This window comes from Aeromicrobium sp. REDSEA-S38_B2 (genome assembly GCF_001628525.1).
Classification (GTDB): domain Bacteria; phylum Actinomycetota; class Actinomycetes; order Propionibacteriales; family Nocardioidaceae; genus Aeromicrobium; species Aeromicrobium erythreum.
The window spans coordinates 98,079-115,030 of the sequence record NZ_LUNH01000015.1 but is presented as its reverse complement, the minus strand read 5'-3'; the positions used below and the strand labels follow the sequence as shown (position 1 = coordinate 115,030).

Genomic DNA, 16,952 nt, shown 5'->3' with positions numbered 1-16,952 from the left:
CGACGACGTCTTCGCCGAGCTCGACGAGGGTCGCCGCGAGCAGCTCGCCGAGCTCGTGGGCGACGCCGAGCAGGTGCTCGTCACGGCGGCCGTCGCCGACGACGTGCCCGCTGCGCTCGCCGGCCACCGCTTCGACGTGCACGCCGGCAAGGTCACGGAGGCCTGAGGTGTCCGGCACCCCACCCGACGACGACGGCACCGAGCCGCCCGGCTCCGACGACCCACTCGGCCTGGCCCGCGAGATTGCCGACAGCTACCGCGGGACGGGCGCACCGCTGCGTCCCCGTCGTCGACGTACCGACGGCTCCACCCCCCGCCGGCGCAAGAGTCGGGAGGACCCGACCACCGTCGCCGACGCCCTCGGTGCACTCGTGCGCCAGCAGGGTTGGGACGACCGGCTGTCGGCGCAGCGCGTGTTCACCGACTGGTCCTCCATCGTCGGCCCCGAGGTCGCCCGACACTCGACCGTCGACGGGTACGAGGACGCGGTCCTGCACGTGACCACTGACTCGACGGCCTGGGCCACCCAGCTCCGCCTGCTCGCCCCTCGCCTCGTCGCCCGCCTCAACGAGGAGCTCGGCGACGGCGCCGTCCTCCGCATCGAGGTCCGTGGCCCCCAAGCCCCCTCCTGGAAGCGTGGCCCCCGGTCGGTGAAGGGTCGCGGGCCGCGGGACACGTACGGCTGATCGCTGGGCTCGGGCTGCTGGTGCGCTGCCGGCGGGGGCCTCTTCTAGCTGGTGCGCTGCCGCAGGAGGTCTCGACCCGCTGGTGCGCTGTCTCGGCCTTCGCTGTATCTGGTCTCCGAAAGGGCCTCGACCGGGCGGCGGGCGGGCGCGCTGGTCTGGGGTCTCGGGCTGCGGGTTGGTGCTGGGGTGGACGCAAGCTTCTGCGTTCGTGTGCGGGGGGACAAGGATTCTGCGTTGCCTACGGGATCCCGTCGTGAACGCAGAAGCGTTCGGACTCGGGCGCGCGAACGCAGAGACTTTCGCGCCGACAGCCCGCTATCGGTGGATTCTCAACCGCAGAAGCGCTCTTGCGGTTGCAGATCCACCGATAGGACGCGCAAACGCAGAATCGTGGCCCGAGAACGCAGAAACGAAGAAGCGTGCGTCACCCACGGGGCTCAAGCCAGACCCCGAGACCCGAAACCGTGGTCGGGCCCGCTGCCGGTCGAGGCCCTCTCGGAGACCACCGCCAGCACCAGCCGAGGCAGCGCACCAGCAGGTCACGACCCCCTGCGGCAGCGCACCACCAAGGTCACGACCCCCTGCGGCAGCGCGCCAGCAAGGTCACGACCCCCGCAGGCAGCGCACGAGCCCCCAGCGAGGGCGCGACCCGACCCCTACGACGTCGGCGTCGCCCGGTTCCCCGCAGCGACGCCGAGGCCGAGGGTGACGCCGAGGGCGCCGAGGACGAGGGCGGCGTCGGTGAAGCCGTCCCAGCCGTAGGAGGGGCGAACGCCGATGGCGACGAGGGCGCCGATCGCGGCGACGGCGCCGACGAGGGCGAGCAGCCAGGTGCCGCGGACGGCGACGTGCTGGCGACCGAGGACCCACGAGACGACGGCGGTCCAGGCGGTCGTCACGAGCACGGCGCCGACGACGTCGGAGGGTCGGTGCCACCCGGCCACGACCGTGGACGCGCCGGTGAGGGTCACGGCGAACGCACCGAACGGCACGACGAGGGGCCGCATCCAGCGCGGCGACACGAGGCACAGCGCGCCGACCCCGGCGGCCACGACGGTGGTGTGGCCGCTCGGGAAGCTGTTGACGGGGGCGACGACCCCGTCGACGACGTCGGCGCGCGTGAGCAGGGCGTGCTTGAGGACCTGGGTGGTCACGTTGGCGCCCGCGATCACGGTCAGGGCACCGAGAGCGAGCGCGGCGCGACCGCGGAGGAGCGCCACGACGACGCACGCGAGCGCCACGACGACGATCGCGCCGATGGAGACGTAGCCCAGCACGCTCAGCACCTGCAGCTGCGTGTCGCGGCCGGCGACCACGGTGTTCATCGCGCGCTCGTCGAGGCGCTGACCGAGCGGGGTGCGCAGCACGAACCACGCCAGCACCGTGCACGCGAGCGTCGCGCCGAGGGCCACGACGGCGGCGGTGCCGCGCACGCTCGAGCCCGTCCGGCGGGTCGATCGCGCCGGCGCGGGAGCGACGTCGGGGTCCACGAGGGTCATGCCTCCTACGATGACGGACAGGGTCAACTGCGTCGCGGCGCGCCAACGGGCCTCAGACGCCCGAACGCCCCCCGGGGACGATCGGGGCATGGGGCCCCACCCCGCGCGGCGCTCCTGGAGGGGCTGCGAGCCCGCTCAGCACTACTCTGGACCCGCCGGGCCCGCGGTGACACGAGGGCAGGTGCGCTGGGAGCCACACAATCGCCCGTATACTGGAACAGTGACCACCTCTCCTGACGACGAGACCACGCCCGAGCCCATCGCGGAGGAGCTGGTCTCCCGCTCCCAGGTCGAGGGTTCGTACGACGCGAGCAACATCCAGGTGCTCGAAGGTCTCGAGGCCGTCCGCAAGCGTCCCGGCATGTACATCGGCTCCACGGGCGAGCGCGGTCTGCACCACCTCGTCTACGAGGTCGTCGACAACTCCGTCGACGAGGCGCTCGCGGGCCACGCCACCCACATCGAGGTCGTGCTGCAGGACGACGGCGGCGTACGCGTGGTCGACGACGGTCGCGGCATCCCCGTCGACATGCACCCGACGGAGAAGATCCCGGCCGTCACGCTCGTCATGACGTCGCTGCACGCGGGCGGCAAGTTCGGTGGTGGCGGCTACAAGGTGTCCGGCGGTCTGCACGGCGTCGGCATCTCCGTCGTCAACGCGCTGAGCACCACGATGCACACGGTCATCAAGCGCGACGGCTTCGTCTGGCGCCAGACGTTCGACAACGGCGTGCCCACCGGCGAGCTCGAGCAGGGCGAGGCGACCGACGAGACCGGCACGACGCAGACCTTCTACGCCAACGCCGACATCTTCGAGACGACGGACTACTCCTTCGACACCCTCAAGAGCCGCTTCCGCGAGATGGCGTTCCTCAACAAGGGCCTGGAGATCCACCTGCGCGACGAGCGCGACCTCGGCAGCGACGACGAGGACGGCGCCGACGACCTCGAGCGCGAGGTGCGCTTCCGCTACGACGGCGGACTCGTCGACTACGTGCACCACATCAACGTCGGCACCCGCTCGCCGATCCACAACGACGTCATCTCCATCGAGCGCGACGACGAGGAGAACGGCCTCTCCCTCGAGCTGGCGATGCAGTGGAACGACTCCTTCAGCGAGTCGGTACACACGTTCGCCAACACGATCAACACGCACGAGGGCGGCACCCACGAGGAGGGCTTCCGCACCGCGCTCACCACGACCGTCAAGCGGTTCGCCGACACCAACAACCTGCTCAAGGGCAAGGAGGAGCTGTCGGGCGAGGACATCCGCGAGGGTCTCACTGCGATCATCTCCATCAAGCTCGCCGAGCCGCAGTTCGAGGGCCAGACGAAGACGAAGCTCGGCAACTCCGAGGCACGCAGCTTCGTCCAGAAGGTCGTCAACGACGAGCTCGCCGCCTGGCTGGAGCGGAACCCGGCCGAGGGCAAGGTCGTCATCCGCAAGGCCATCGACGCCGCCTCCGCCCGGCTCGCCGCGCGCAAGGCCCGCGACCTCGCCCGCAACCGCAAGGGCTTCCTGGGCGGCGGTGGCCTCCCCGGCAAGCTGGCCGACTGCTCGAGCCGCGACCCCGAGAAGTGCGAGCTGTTCGTCGTCGAGGGCAACTCCGCCGGCGGCTCGGCCAAGAACGGCCGCGACCCGGGCACGCAGGCGATCCTCCCGCTGCGCGGCAAGATCCTCAACGTCGAGAAGGCGCGGATCGACAAGATCCTGCAGAACGCCGAGGTCCAGGCGATCATCAGCGCGCTCGGCACCGGCGTCCACGACGACTTCGACATCGCCAAGCTGCGGTACCACAAGATCGTGCTCATGGCCGACGCCGACGTCGACGGCCAGCACATCTCCACCCTGCTGCTCACGCTGCTGTTCCGCTTCATGAAGCCGCTGATCGACAACGGCCACGTCTACCTCGCGCAGCCGCCGCTGTACAAGATCAAGTGGACCAACCACGCCCACGAGCTCGCCTACTCCGACCGCGAGCGCGACGCGCTGCTCGCGGCCGGCGACGAGGCCGGCTACCGCCTTCCCAAGGAGGCGCCGGTGCAGCGGTTCAAGGGTCTGGGCGAGATGAACGCCGGCGAGCTGTGGGAGACCACCATGGACCCCGACGCGCGTGTGCTGCGCCAGGTCACCCTCGCCGACGCCGCCATGGCCGACGAGATCTTCACGATCCTCATGGGCGAGGACGTCGAGCAGCGTCGCAGCTTCATCCAGCGCAACGCCAAGGACGTCCGCTTCCTCGACATCTAGGCCGTCCGGCCGCCAGCCCGCTCCCGCGACGCCTTCCTGAAACGAGAACCGACACATGACCGACACCCCCATCGAGCGCGACCGCATCGAGCCCGTCGAGCTGCAGGACGAGATGCAGCGGTCCTACATCGACTACGCGATGAGCGTCATCGTGTCGCGGGCCCTGCCCGACGTGCGCGACGGGCTCAAGCCGGTGCACCGGCGCGTGCTCTACGCGATGTTCGACGGCGGATACCGTCCCGACCGCGGCTTCTCCAAGTGCAGCCGCATCGTCGGTGACGTGATGGGTCAGTACCACCCGCACGGAGACACGGCGATCTACGACACCCTCGTCCGGCTCGCGCAGCCGTGGGTCATGCGGGCGCCCATGATCGCCAGCCAGGGCAACTTCGGCTCCGTCGGCGACGACCCGGCGGCCGCCATGCGGTACACCGAGTGCAAGCTCGCGCCGATCGCCATGGAGATGGTGCGCGACATCGACGAGGACACCGTCGACTTCAAGCCCAACTACGACGGCCGCTCCTCCGAGCCGACGGTGCTGCCCGCGCGCATCCCGAACCTGCTCGTCAACGGCTCGGCCGGCATCGCGGTCGGCATGGCCACCAACATCCCGCCGCACAACCTGCGCGAGGTGGCCGACGGCGTCCAGTGGGCGCTCGCCCACCCCGACGCCGGCAAGGCCGAGCTGCTCGAGGCGCTCATCGAGCGGGTCAAGGGTCCCGACTTCCCGACCCACGGCCTCATCGTGGGCACGCGCGGCATCGAGGACATGTACCGCACGGGCCGCGGCTCGGTGCAGATGCGTGCCGTGGTCAACATCGAGGAGGACACGAAGGGCCGCATCCAGCTCGTCGTGACCGAGCTGCCCTACCAGGTGAACCCCGACGCACTCATGCGCAAGATCGCCGACCTGGTCAACGCCGGCCGTGTGCAGGGCATCTCCGACCTGCGCAACGAGTCGTCCGACCGTGCCGGCATGCGGATCGTCATCGAGCTGCGTCGCGACGCCGTGGCCCGGGTGGTGCTCAACAACCTCTACAAGCACACCGACCTGCAGTCGAACTTCAGCGCCAACATGCTGGCGCTCGTCGACGACGTCCCGCGCACCCTCACCCTCGACGGGTTCGTGTCGCACTGGATCGCCCACCAGATCGAGGTCATCCAGCGGCGTACCGCCTACCGTCTCAAGAAGGCCGAGGCCGAGGCCCACATCCTGCGTGGTCTCGTGAAGGCGCTCGACGCGCTCGACGAGGTCATCGCACTCATCCGCCGCAGCCCCACCGTCGAGGAGGCGCGCGACGGCCTGATCGCGCTGCTCGAGATCGACGAGCTGCAGGCACGCGCCATCCTCGACATGCAGCTGCGCCGCCTCGCGGCCCTCGAGCGGCAGAAGATCATCGACAACCTGGCCGAGCTCGAGGCCAAGATCGCCGACTTCAAGGCCATCCTGGCCAGCGAGGAGCGTCAGCGGGCCATCGTCAGCGAGGAGCTGGCCGAGATCGTCGACAAGTACGGCGACGACCGCCGCACGCCGATCGTCCCCGGTGACGGCGACCTCTCGATGGAGGACCTCATCCCCGACGAGGACGTCGTGGTCACCATCACCCGCGGCGGCTACGCCAAGCGCACCCGCACCGACCAGTACCGGGTGCAGGGTCGCGGCGGCAAGGGGGTGCGCGGCGCGCAGCTGCGCGACGGCGACTTCGTCGAGCACCTGTTCCCCACCACGGCGCACCACTGGATCCTGTTCTTCACGACGGCCGGCCGCGTGTACCGCACCAAGGCCTACCAGCTGCCCGAGGCCGGACGCGACGCCAAGGGTGGTCACGTCGCCGGGCTGCTGAGCTTCCAGCCCGACGAGGAGATCGCGCAGGTCCTCGCCATCCGCGACTACGACCAGGCGCCCTACCTGGTCCTCGCCACCCGCAAGGGCCTGGTGAAGAAGACGCGGTTGGCCGACTACAACAGCCCGCGCCAAGCCGGTGTCATCGCGATCAACTTCCGCGACGAGGACGACGCCCTCATCGGCGCCGACATCGCCGGACCCGACGACGACCTCCTGCTCATCAGCAAGAAGGCGCAGGCCATCCGGTTCCGGTCCGACGACGACCAGCTGCGGCCCATGGGTCGCGCGACGTCCGGCGTCACCGGCATGAAGTTCCGCGACGACGACGCCCTGCTGTCCATGACGGTCATCCGGCACGAGCACGCAGACGTCGCCCTCGAGGACGTGCCCGAGGAGGACCGCCTCTACGTCTTCACCGTCACCGACGGCGGCTACGCCAAGAAGACCTCGATCGACGAGTACCGCCTGCAGGGTCGCGGCGGCCTGGGCATCAAGGCCATGCAGATCACCGAGGCCCGCGGCGAGCTCGTCGGCGGACTGGTGCTGAAGGACTCCGACGACGTCATCTCCGTCACCGCTGGAGGCCAGGTCACGCGCAGCCAGGTCGCGGGCGTGCCGGCCAAGGGTCGCGGCACGATGGGGGTCACCTTCGTCAAGTTCAAGGGTGACGACCGGGTGGTCACGATCGCACGGAACACCGACCTGAGCGGCGCGGCGGAGCCTGACAGCGAGGCCGACGACGCCCCGGCCGGTACGGTGGACCCGGTGACGCCCGACGACGCGGGCACCGAGGTCACTGACACGACTGACGAGGGGCACGACGAGTGAGCGACCAGCAGAAGCCTCAGGACCGGGCACCCAGCTCGGGCGCCGGTGACGCCGCGCGGACGCAGCAGATCCCGCGCCTCGACCGTGACGGCAAGCCCGTCGGCGGCGGCAAGGACGCAGCGCAGGGCGGCGCGAACCGCCGTCCCGCCGGTCCCGCCCGCCCGGCCTCCGGCCGTGGTCGCCCGAGCGGCTCGACGTCGGGGAGCGCCACGCCCGCGAAGCCTGCGGCGTCCAAGCCGTCCACCGACGGTCCCAGCACGGCGAAGAAGGCGACGCCGAGCCCGGTCGGCCGGCCCGACCCTGCCAAGAAGTCCGCTCCCGCCAAGAAGGGCGCGGCTGCGCGCGAGAAGACCCCGACGGCTGCCGACTACGCCGGCACCACGTCGCAGTCGCCCGACAGCACCGCGGTCATCCCCGCCGTCAAGGACGAGCCGAAGGCTCCGGCCGCCCCTGCCTCGCCGGCAGCGGCGTCGGCGTCCGGTCGTCAGGCACGGCTGCGGCTGACGCACGTCGAGCCGTGGTCGGTCACCCGTCTGGCGTTCGTCGTCTCGGTCGCGCTGATGATCGTCTCGGTCGTCGCGGTCACCATCTTCTGGGTGGTCCTCGACCTCACCGGCATCTGGGACCAGCTGAACGGCACGGTCTCCAACGTGCTGTCCGACAGCGCCGGCAGCTTCGACCTCACCGACTACCTCGGGCTGGGTCGCCTGGTCGGCCTCACACTGATCTTCAGTGCGGTCAACGTCGTGCTGATGACGGCGATCGCCACGATCGCCGCGCACCTGTACAACCTCGCCGCCCAGCTGCTGGGCGGCATCGAGGTGACGTTCACGGATCACTGATCCGCGAACTGCGGCGGTGCTGCCCCCGGTTCGCCCGGTCACCCGGGCGTGGGGTAGAGTTCATCGCTGTTGCGGGCCTATAGCTCAGCTCGGTTAGAGCGCTTCCCTGATAAGGAAGAGGTCGCTGGTTCAAGTCCAGCTAGGCCCACCACCGGACGCCCGAGGAGGACGGCGATGAAGAAGCTTCTCGCGGTCGTCCTCGCCGCGCTCGGGGTGCTGTGGGCCGTGGCTCGTCGCGACGACGGGACCGCCGCCACGCGCACCACCTGGGAGCAGGCCACCGACTCGGTCTGATCCCGCGAGGGGCTGTGGCGCAATTGGTAGCGCACCTGCTTTGCAAGCAGGGGGTTAGGGGTTCGAGTCCCCTCAGCTCCACCGAAGGTGGTTCGCGCGACGCCGACAGCTCTGCGCCTCGTCCACCGCCCGGACGAACGGATCGCCCGCACCGCGTGGGCGGTACGGGCGATCCCTTCGGTCGCCTGCCTACATCCGCGTCGCGGTCACGACCTTGCTCACCTGCTGGCAGTCGGTCGACGTGAACCCGGCGGTCCCGCCCGAGGCGAGGGCCGAGCAGGAGGACTTCAGCGTCTGGCCGAGCTGGGCGTAGTTCGACGAGCTCGTCAGTGCGTTGAGCGTGCGCCAGTAGAGCTGCTCGGCCTTGGCCTGGCCGAGACCCGTGATGGTCTGGCCGTTGAACGTCCCGCCGTCGGTGATGAGGTACGCCGCCTTGTTGCCCACGCCCGAGTTGGTGTGGACACCGCCGTTGTCGCTCGAGCCGCTCTGCCAGTACTGGCCGCGGTAGCTCGACGGCTGGCTGCCGCGCTCCGGGGTCTTCATGTCGCGGATCGCGCCGATGGGCAGGTCCTCACCGAGCAGCCACCGCGCCGAGGACGTGTCGTTCCCGGTGCCGTTGTCGAGGTCCTCGAACTCGCCGAACACGTCGGCCATCGACTCGTTGATGGCCCCGGGCTCGTAGGAGTACACCAGGTCCGCGGTGTTCTGGATGACACCGTGCGTCAGCTCGTGGGAGACCACGTCGTCGGCCGAGGCGAAGCCCTGGCCGAAGACCATGCTGCGTCCCGTCCAGAACGCGTTCTCCATCGGGCAGCCGTAGTCGCCGCCGGAGTCGCGGTAGCACGCGCGCACGGTCGCGCGAAGCGCTCCGCCACCGATCTGCGTCGACAGGTCGTACCCGAACCGGCTGGTGTAGAACGACGACGTCGCGCCGAGCTGGTCGTAGGCCACGTTGACCTCCGAGACGCTGCTCGCCGCGGACCCCTCGGTCCGCACCGGGCTCGGGCAGTCGAGGTTGGTGACGTACTGGTTGCGGGCGTCGCACACGCGGCGGTTGGTCGCGTCACGCTGCGTGGTCTCGGTGTAGACCGGCGTGCCGTCGTTCGCGTCGACGAGCACCCGACCGCCGACGGCGTCGACCGCGGTCGGCGTCACCTCGACGTCGTGCACGAGCGTCACGGCCCCCTTCGACGCCGCGCCCTTGAACAGGCCCGCGTCGTACCAGGCGAGGTCGGTGGCGGCCGCTGCGGTCGCGTCGACCTCCGGGGCGCCGGCCTTGCGCAGCGACGCCTTGGCCGTCGTCTCGGCGCTCGCCTCGGTGCGTGCGGGTGCCGCCGTGACGCTGCGCGGCGCCGACGTGACGGCGCCGGTGGTGCCGTGGATCTTCCCGCGGGCGTCGAGCTGGACGACGACCTCGGCACCGATCACCGGCTTGCCGGCGAGGTACTGCTGGAAGTGCGCGACGCTGCCGCCCGGCACCTGGACGGTGCGGTCCAGACGCAGGTCCGCTCGCGGTGCACCGTGCTGCCGGGCGTAGGAGTCGGCGGCGGCCACCGTCGGCGCCTCGCCGCGTGCCGACGCACTCGTGCTCCCGAGACCGACGATCCCTGCTGCTGTCGTCGCGGTCACGAGGGCCGCGACGCAGCCCATCATCTTTCGTGTCATGAGTTCCCCCGAACTGTGGGTGCCGGGCGTGTCCCGGCACCGCTGGCGACACTCTAGGACTCCGGCCTGGCGAAGGTCGACGTTCTCGACCTGTGCTGGCCGACACGTCCGGCGACCGCTCCGCGGCGCAGTGACTCAGAGACGCTTGCGCATCTGGAGGATGGTGACCTCGAACCCCATCTGCTCGTACAACGCCCGGGCGCCGGAGTTGAACCCGAAGACCGACAGCCCGACCTCGACCACCCCGCGGTCGCGACAGACCTGCTCGGCCGCCTCCATGATGGCCCAGCCGTAGCCCTGACGGCGTCGGTCGGAGGTGACCAGGAAGTCGTACCCGAAGGCGACCAGCCCGTCCGACCTCTCGGTGAACCCGAGCCACAGCATGCCGACCTCGAGGTCGCCGTCCCGCGCGGTCCAGAGCTCGTGGTCCGCGGTGTCGACGCCGTCGGGCAGGGAGCTCGCGAAGTCGTCGGCGGCCTTCCGCCGGGCCTCGGTCTCGGGCATCATCCCCGCCGCCACGATGTTCTCCGCGTACTCCCGCTCGGCCAGCTCGCGATAGGCGGGGAACTGCTCGGCGGTCATCGGGACCAGGCGCACGGAGGGGGACACACCGCGATGCTACGAGCAGTGCGCGGTCTTGAAGGTCACCGCTGCGGGACGGCGTCGCGCGGGGTGTCGTTGACGGGGGTACCGCCCGCGCCGGCATCGCCCGTCTCCCGGTCGACGGCCCTGTCCACGGCGCTGTCGACGTCGCGGTGGGTGAGGGCCAGGTAGGTGACGAGCCCGGCGAACAGCACGAGACCGGCGAGCGTCACGGACCCGGTGCCCCAGCCGACCCCGCCGTCCTTCGTCCCCTTGCCGAGCCAGTCGGCCACCGACGCGCCGAGCGGGCGCGTCATCACGTAGGCCGACCAGAACGTGATGGTCGGGTTCAGGCCCGCGCGCCACAGGCCCCAGGGCACGAGGATGGCGGCCCCGAAGACGAGGATCGACCAGACGAAGCCGAGGCCGGCGTCGACGGCGGCTGCGTCGCCGAGCGCGGTGCCGAGGCCGAACGTCAGCAGCACGACGCCCCAGTAGAAGCGTTCGCGTCGGGCCGTCGTGATCGAGTGGACCGAGATCGTGCCCTCGCTGCGCCGCCACCACGCGAGCACCACGCTGAGCAGCGCGAGGTAGACCAGCGAGTCGACCCAGTAGGGCGTGCCGAGGACGACGTGCGGACCGTCAGCGATCATCGTGCCGAACACCGCGACGGCGAGGACCGTGGTCCAGTAGCGGACCGGGTGGTACCGGTCTGCCCGCAGCTGCGTCCACAGCGCCAGGGCGAAGCCGCCGATGCCGATGGCTGCGGCGAGCGCGATGCTCACCGTGCCGAGGTAGTCCGACCCGGTCTCGCCGATGCCGGTGGTGAGCAGCTTCACCACCCAGAACGTCGCCAGGACGGAGGGGACCTTGGAAGCGGCGAAGGTTCGCGTCGTCATGGGTGGGACCGTAGGGACGCGAACCTGCCGACAACCTGAACAGGGCGCGGCGCAGGCTGCCGCGCGCCGTCGTCGACCGTGCGGCCCGGGCTGGTCTACTGCCGTCATGCGTCTGCGTCGCCCCGCCCGTGTCCGCGTCGTCGTCGCGGGTGCCGCACCGCTGCTGGCCGCAGGCGTACTGGCCGGGTGCAGCCTCGGCGGCCCCGACCCCGACGACGCGGCCCGGACGCTCGCCGCGGGACTGTCGAAGGGCGACGTCACGTCGGTGCCGACGACGGGCGACGGGACCCGCAACCAGGCCGACCTCGAACGGGTCGTCGGCGACGTCGGCGGGACGCAACGGGTGCGGGTGACGTCGGTGGAGGAGGACGACGGCGTCACCACCGCCGAGCTCCGGCACCGGTGGACGATCGGCGGGGCCAGTTGGACGTACGACACCGCTGCGACCCTCGTGGAGCAGGACGGGGCCTGGCGCGTGCGCTGGGAGTCGTCCGTCGTGGCGCCCGTCGAGGAGGGCGAGACGCTCGGCGTGCGCACGACGCCGGCCGAGCGAGGCGACGTGCTCGGCGCCGACGACGCCGTCCTCGTCACCGCACGACCGGTCGTGCGGGTCGGGATCGACAAGACCGACGTCGACCCCGACGCTGCCGGGACGTCGGCCGAGCGGCTGGCGCGACTGCTCGGCATCGACCCCGGGGCCTACCGCCGGCGGGTCGAGGCGGCCGGCGACCAGGCGTTCGTCGAGGGGCTCGTCCTGCGTGCCGACGGTGACGTGCCCACCCGGCAGGAGCTCGCCGCGATCCCCGGGTCACTGGCCGTCGAGGGCACGCTGCCGCTGGCCCCGACGCGGGCGTTCGGGCAGCCGCTGCTCGGAACCGTCGGCGAGGCCACCGCAGAGGTCGTCGAGGCGTCCGACGGTGCCGTCCGCCCGGGCGACCCGGTGGGGCTGTCCGGGCTGCAGGCGCGCTACGACGAGCAGCTGCGCGGCACCCCCGGCGTGGAGGTGCTGGCCGTCGACGACGACCCGGACACCGAGTCCCGGCGACTCTTCTCCAGCGACCCGAAGGCCGGGAAGCCGCTGCGCACCACGCTCGACCCCGACCTGCAGGGCGCGGCGGACCGGATCCTCACCGACGTCGGCCCGGCCAGCGCGATCGTCGCGATCCGGCCGTCGACGGGTGCGCTGCTGGCGGTCTCCAGCGGCCCCGGCGGCGACGGCGCCGACACAGCGTTGACGGGTCGGTACGCACCGGGCTCGACCTTCAAGGTCGCAACGGCGCTGGCCCTCCTGCGCTCGGGCCTCACCCCGGACAGCCAGGTGCCGTGCACCCCCACCCTGACGGTGGACGGCCGACGGTTCACGAACTACTCCGACTACCCCGCCTCGGCGGTCGGCGACGTGCCCCTGCGGACCGCCTTCGCGCAGTCCTGCAACACGGCCATGATCGCCGAGCGGGATCGGGCGTCGCAGGAGGAGCTCGCGGCCGCGGCAGCCGGGCTCGGGCTGGGCCGCGACGTCGACCTCGGGATGCCTGCCTTCCTCGGGCAGGTGCCGACGCAGGCCGACGGCACCGAGCGCGCCGCCTCGGTCATCGGCCAGGGCCGGGTGGAGGCCTCCCCGCTGGCCATGGCCGTGGTCGCCGCCTCCGTCGCCCACGGCGGCACGGTGACCCCGGTGCTCCTGCCCGACCGCCGGGCGAAGGAGGCGCCGGAGCCCGAGGAGCCGGTGACCCGGGCGCAGGCCACGAGCCTGTCCGGACTGATGCGGGCGGTCGTCACCGACGGCAGCGGTGCGTTCCTGCGCGACCTGCCGGGCGGCCCGGTGGGGGCCAAGACGGGAACCGCCGAGTACGGCGACGACCAGCCGCCCCGCACGCACGCCTGGATGATCGCGACGCAGGGCGACCTCGCCGTCGCCGTGCTCGTGGTGGACGGCGACTCCGGCTCAGGCACCGCCGGCCCGCTGCTCGAGCGGTTCCTGCGCCGCTGACCCGATGGCGCGACCCCTGACATCCGTCACGGCGAGGTCGTGACGCGCGATCCGGGGCCGGACCCGCCGTGCGGGCCATGCTCGAGGCATGAACCAGACCAGACCCGACGCGGTGCGCCTGCAGCAGGTGCGTCGCTCCTTCGGCGACGTCGAGGCCGTGCGCGGCATCGACCTCGTCGTCCGCCCCGGTGAGGTGGTGGCCTTCCTCGGCCCCAACGGCGCCGGGAAGACCACGACCCTCGACATGGTCCTCGGCCTCGGTCGACCCACCTCCGGCACGGTCCACGTGCTCGGCCTCGAGCCGCGCGAGGCCGTCGCCCAGGGTCGGGTCGCCGCGGTCATGCAGAGCGGCGGGCTGCTGAAGGACCTGACGGTCGCCGAGACCGTCCGCTACGTGCGCAGCCTCTTCACCCACGTGCGCGACGTCGACGACGTGCTCGAGCGTGCCGGGCTCACGCGCCTCGCGGACCGGCGGGTCGGGCTGTGCTCCGGTGGTGAGCAGCAGCGCCTGCGGTTCGCGCTCGCCCTGCTCAGCGACCCCGACCTGCTGCTGCTCGACGAGCCCACCACCGGCATGGACGTCGAGGGGCGCCGGACCTTCTGGAGCGCGATCCGTGACGACGCGCGGCACGGTCGCACCGTCATGTTCGCGACCCACTACCTCGAGGAGGCCGATGCCTACGCCGACCGGATCGTTCTCGTCAGCGGCGGTCGCGTCGTCGCCGACGGGACGGCGGCCGAGATCAAGGCCCGTGCCGTCGGCCGCACCGTACGAGCGACCTGCCCCGACGTCGACGACGCGACGGTGGCCGAGATCGCCGCGCTGCCCGGCGTGGACGGCGTCGACGTACGAGGCAGCAGCGTCGTCGTGCACGCCACCGACTCCGACGCCGTGGCGCGTCACCTGCTCACCCGCACTACCGCACACGACCTGGAGATCGTCGGACGGGGCCTGGAGGACGCGTTCCTCAGCCTCACCGGCACCGACGAGAGGACCCCCGCATGAGCACCCCCGCCACCCCGTTCGACACCGCCACCCCGGTCGACGGGGCCACCCCCGGCACCCGCCGGGCCCCTCGCCTCGGAGGCTTCAACCGGGTCCTCCTGTCGCTCGAGCTGCGCCGGATGCTGCGCAACCGACGCACCGTCTTCTTCTCGCTGCTGTTCCCCGCGGCGCTGTACTTCGCCTTCGCGGGCAGCAGCGGCAGCGACGAGCGGGTGGGTCACGGCAACGTGGCGGCCTACGTCATGGTCTCGATGGCGCTCTACGGCGCCGCGCTGACCACCGCGTCGGCGGGCTCGTCGGTCGCGCTCGAGCGGTCGGTCGGCTGGTCGCGGCAGCTGCGCCTGACGCCGCTGCACCCGCTCGCCTACATCGCCACGAAGGCGGCCTGCGCACTGGTGCTCGGCGCCCTGGCGGTCGCGGTCGTCAACGGCGCGGCGCTGCTGCAGGGTCGGGCCGACCTTCCGGCCGGCCGGTGGCTGGCCTGCGCGCTGCTGGCCCTGCTCTGCTCCTTCGTCTTCGCGGCGCTCGGCCTGTTCGTCGGCTACGTCGTGCCCGGCGAGAACGCCATGCAGCTGCTCGGGCCCGGGCTCGCGCTGTTCGCCTTCCTCGGCAACCTGTTCATCCCCATCACCGAGGGCACGACGCTGTGGCACGTCGCGTCGGTGACCCCGATGTTCGGCGTGGCGGAGATCAGCCGCGCACCGCTCACGGGCGAGCTGCCCTGGTACGCGGTCGTCAACGCCGTCGCCTGGCTGGTCGTGTTCGTCGCCGGCGCGGCCTGGCGGATGAGCAAGGACACGGCCCGCGGGTGAGCCGTACGCTGCCCGACATGAGCGCGCCACGGACCGTCGCCGTCCCCACCGGACGCTACGGTCCGTGGTTCGCGCTGATCTGGCTGTTCTTCCTCGGCGACCCTCTGCTCGCGGCGTGGGCGCGCCGCGACGAGGCGGCCGGGATCGGCGGACTGGTCGTGACCGTCCTGTTCGCCGCGCTCTACATGCTCATCTGGTGGCAGGCGCGTCGGGAGCGCTGGATGGCCGACCGGACGCCGCCGCCGGCGCGCGCACTCGGTCTGTTCGTCGGGCTGGTCGTGCTGTGCGCCGCCGACGTGGCCCTGCTCGGCGAGGTCGGGACGGCATGCGTCGTCTACGTCGCGATCTCCGCGGTCCTGCTCTTCCGGCTGGTCGTGGCTGCCGCCCTCGTCGTGCTCGCGGTGGTCGGGTCTCTCGGACTCGGGGCTGTCGAGGGCTGGGGCAGCCAGGCCGGGCTCGCCTTCGCCGTCCTCGCCGGGTCGGTCGCGATCTTCGGTGTCCGTGCCCTGATCAGCCGCAACGCCCAGCTGCTCCTCGCGCAGGCCGAGAACGCCGAGCTGGCCGTGGAGAACGAGCGCACGCGCTTCGCCCGCGACCTGCACGACATCCTCGGCCACTCGCTGACCGTCATCACCGTCAAGGCCGAGCTGGCCCGTCGGCTGCTGGAGTCCGGCGACGACGCCGACCGGCCCCGGGCGCTCGCCGAGGTGGGCGACCTGGAGCGGCTCGGCCGCGACGCGCTCGCCGACGTCCGTCGCGCGGTGGAGGGCTACCGCGAGATCACCCTGCCGGGCGAGATCGCCCGGGCCCGCACGGCGCTGGCCGCGGCGGACGTCGAGGCGTCGCTGCCGGGCACGGTCGACGACGTCCCCACCGACCTGCGCGACCTCTTCGCGTGGACGGTCCGCGAGGGGGTCACGAACGTCGTGCGCCACGCCGCTGCGCGTCGGTGCACCGTCACGGTGGACGCCCGAGCGGTGGAGGTGCGCGACGACGGGCGCGGGTGGGACGAGGGCGGGTCCGACGGCGGCCACGGACTGGCCGGCCTGCGAGAACGCGCCGCAGCGGTGGGCGCGACCGTCGTCGTGCGCTCGCTCGACCCCGGGCTCAGCCTGCGCGTGGGACGGGAGGCGTCGTGACCATCCGTCTGCTGCTCGCCGACGACCAGGCGCTCGTCCGCGGTGCGCTCGCCGCGCTGCTGTCGCTGGAGCACGACCTCGAGGTCGTCGCGGAGGTCGGCTCCGGTGCCGACGTGCTCGACGCCGTCCGGGAGCACCGCCCCGACGTCGCGCTGCTCGACATCGAGATGCCGGGCCTGGACGGCATCGAGGCCACGCGCGCGGTGGTCGCGGCGGGCCTCGGGACGCGGGTGCTGGTCGTGACCACCTTCGGCCGGCCCGGCTACCTGCGGCGGGCCCTGCAGGCCGGTGCGTCGGGGTTCGTCGTGAAGGACGTGCCCGCCACGCAGCTCGCCGACGCCGTGCGCCGGGTGCACGCGGGCCTGCGCGTCGTCGACCCGACCCTGGCCGCGGACAGCCTCGTCAGCGGCGACTCACCGCTCACCGAGAGGGAGACCGACGTGCTGCGCGCCGCTCGCGACGGTGCGAGCGTGGCGGTCGTCGCGCAACGCCTCCACCTGTCGCAGGGCACGGTCCGCAACCACCTGTCGGCCGCGATCGGCAAGACCGGGGGCGAGAACCGCGCCGCCGCGGTGCGCGTGGCCGAGGCCAACGGCTGGCTCTGACGGGACCC

Annotated in this window: 13 protein-coding genes, 2 tRNA genes and 1 pseudogene; 12 read left to right on the top strand and 4 right to left on the bottom strand. The window is 72.0% G+C overall.

Features of this window, described 5'->3' with window-relative positions; genetic code table 11:
• Both A6Q81_RS03690 and A6Q81_RS03685 read left to right on the top strand, forming a co-directional pair.
• Positions 1–166 (top strand): annotated as a pseudogene (locus A6Q81_RS03690) (DNA replication/repair protein RecF); the annotation flags it as partial.
• A gap of 1 nt (position 167) precedes the next feature.
• Positions 168–686 (top strand): DciA family protein, encoded by a 519-nt coding sequence (locus A6Q81_RS03685; RefSeq protein ID WP_286689579.1) that lies wholly within the window; start codon positions 168–170, stop codon positions 684–686.
• A gap of 656 nt (positions 687–1,342) precedes the next feature.
• On the opposite strand, the gene A6Q81_RS03680 is transcribed toward A6Q81_RS03685, so the two are convergent.
• Positions 1,343–2,185, bottom strand: a complete 843-nt coding sequence (locus tag A6Q81_RS03680; protein WP_286689578.1) for a phosphatase PAP2 family protein — start codon at positions 2,183–2,185, stop codon at positions 1,343–1,345.
• Between the two features lie 220 nt (positions 2,186–2,405).
• Between A6Q81_RS03680 and gyrB the strand changes: the two genes are divergently transcribed.
• The 5 genes from gyrB to A6Q81_RS03655 all read left to right on the top strand — a co-directional run bounded on the left by gyrB (position 2,406) and on the right by A6Q81_RS03655 (position 8,327).
• Positions 2,406–4,436, top strand: a complete 2,031-nt coding sequence (gyrB, locus tag A6Q81_RS03675; protein WP_083516138.1) for a DNA topoisomerase (ATP-hydrolyzing) subunit B — start codon at positions 2,406–2,408, stop codon at positions 4,434–4,436.
• A gap of 55 nt (positions 4,437–4,491) precedes the next feature.
• Entirely contained in the window at positions 4,492–7,110 is a 2,619-nt protein-coding gene (gene gyrA / locus A6Q81_RS03670; RefSeq protein ID WP_067852980.1) for a DNA gyrase subunit A, read from the top strand.
• On the top strand, positions 7,107–7,952 hold the full coding sequence (locus A6Q81_RS03665) for a DUF3566 domain-containing protein (RefSeq protein WP_286689577.1): 846 nt from the start codon (positions 7,107–7,109) through the stop codon (positions 7,950–7,952). Before gyrA ends, A6Q81_RS03665 begins: the two co-directional genes overlap by 4 nt.
• A gap of 73 nt (positions 7,953–8,025) precedes the next feature.
• Positions 8,026–8,103, top strand: a tRNA-Ile gene (locus A6Q81_RS03660).
• Positions 8,104–8,254: 151 nt separating this feature from the next.
• Positions 8,255–8,327 (top strand) — tRNA-Ala (locus A6Q81_RS03655).
• 108 nt (positions 8,328–8,435) lie between these two features.
• Here the strand turns inward: A6Q81_RS03655 and A6Q81_RS03650 are convergent.
• From A6Q81_RS03650 to A6Q81_RS03640, 3 genes are all read right to left on the bottom strand, one after another.
• Complete coding sequence (locus A6Q81_RS03650; protein ID WP_286689576.1) at positions 8,436–9,911, bottom strand: M4 family metallopeptidase; 1,476 nt, start codon at positions 9,909–9,911, stop codon at positions 8,436–8,438.
• Positions 9,912–10,046: 135 nt separating this feature from the next.
• On the bottom strand, positions 10,047–10,520 hold the full coding sequence (locus A6Q81_RS03645) for a GNAT family N-acetyltransferase (RefSeq protein ID WP_286689575.1): 474 nt from the start codon (positions 10,518–10,520) through the stop codon (positions 10,047–10,049).
• 35 nt (positions 10,521–10,555) lie between these two features.
• Positions 10,556–11,392 (bottom strand): COG4705 family protein, encoded by an 837-nt coding sequence (locus A6Q81_RS03640; protein ID WP_286689574.1) that lies wholly within the window; start codon positions 11,390–11,392, stop codon positions 10,556–10,558.
• Between the two features lie 106 nt (positions 11,393–11,498).
• On the opposite strand from A6Q81_RS03640, the gene A6Q81_RS03635 reads away from it, so the two are divergent.
• From A6Q81_RS03635 to A6Q81_RS03615, 5 genes are all read left to right on the top strand, one after another.
• Positions 11,499–13,382 carry a penicillin-binding transpeptidase domain-containing protein gene (locus tag A6Q81_RS03635; protein WP_286689573.1) on the top strand — a complete coding sequence of 628 codons (1,884 nt, stop codon included), beginning with the start codon at positions 11,499–11,501 and terminating at the stop codon, positions 13,380–13,382.
• Between the two features lie 88 nt (positions 13,383–13,470).
• On the top strand, positions 13,471–14,388 hold the full coding sequence (locus A6Q81_RS03630; RefSeq protein WP_286689572.1) for an ABC transporter ATP-binding protein: 918 nt from the start codon (positions 13,471–13,473) through the stop codon (positions 14,386–14,388).
• Positions 14,385–15,200: an ABC transporter permease gene (locus A6Q81_RS03625; protein WP_286689571.1), complete on the top strand. Its 816-nt coding sequence runs from the start codon at positions 14,385–14,387 to the stop codon at positions 15,198–15,200. Before A6Q81_RS03630 ends, A6Q81_RS03625 begins: the two co-directional genes overlap by 4 nt.
• A gap of 17 nt (positions 15,201–15,217) precedes the next feature.
• Positions 15,218–16,339, top strand: coding sequence for a sensor histidine kinase (locus A6Q81_RS03620; RefSeq protein WP_286689570.1), 1,122 nt, complete (start codon positions 15,218–15,220; stop codon positions 16,337–16,339).
• Positions 16,336–16,944, top strand: coding sequence for a response regulator transcription factor (locus A6Q81_RS03615; RefSeq protein ID WP_286689569.1), 609 nt, complete (start codon positions 16,336–16,338; stop codon positions 16,942–16,944). The genes A6Q81_RS03620 and A6Q81_RS03615 overlap by 4 nt, the downstream gene beginning before the upstream one ends.
• Positions 16,945–16,952: the final 8 nt, after the last annotated feature.

Bases quoted from the DNA above. Each gene is read 5' to 3' on its own strand.
- A6Q81_RS03635 (WP_286689573.1), top strand. From the start codon at position 11,499: ATGCGTCTGCGTCGCCCCGCCCGTGTCCGCGTCGTCGTCGCGGGTGCC.
- A6Q81_RS03640 (WP_286689574.1), bottom strand. From the start codon at position 11,392: ATGACGACGCGAACCTTCGCCGCTTCCAAGGTCCCCTCCGTCCTGGCG.
- A6Q81_RS03630 (WP_286689572.1), top strand. From the start codon at position 13,471: ATGAACCAGACCAGACCCGACGCGGTGCGCCTGCAGCAGGTGCGTCGC.
- gyrA (WP_067852980.1), top strand. From the start codon at position 4,492: ATGACCGACACCCCCATCGAGCGCGACCGCATCGAGCCCGTCGAGCTG.
- A6Q81_RS03620 (WP_286689570.1), top strand. From the start codon at position 15,218: ATGAGCGCGCCACGGACCGTCGCCGTCCCCACCGGACGCTACGGTCCG.
- A6Q81_RS03625 (WP_286689571.1), top strand. From the start codon at position 14,385: ATGAGCACCCCCGCCACCCCGTTCGACACCGCCACCCCGGTCGACGGG.
- A6Q81_RS03680 (WP_286689578.1), bottom strand. From the start codon at position 2,185: ATGACCCTCGTGGACCCCGACGTCGCTCCCGCGCCGGCGCGATCGACC.
- A6Q81_RS03650 (WP_286689576.1), bottom strand. From the start codon at position 9,911: ATGACACGAAAGATGATGGGCTGCGTCGCGGCCCTCGTGACCGCGACG.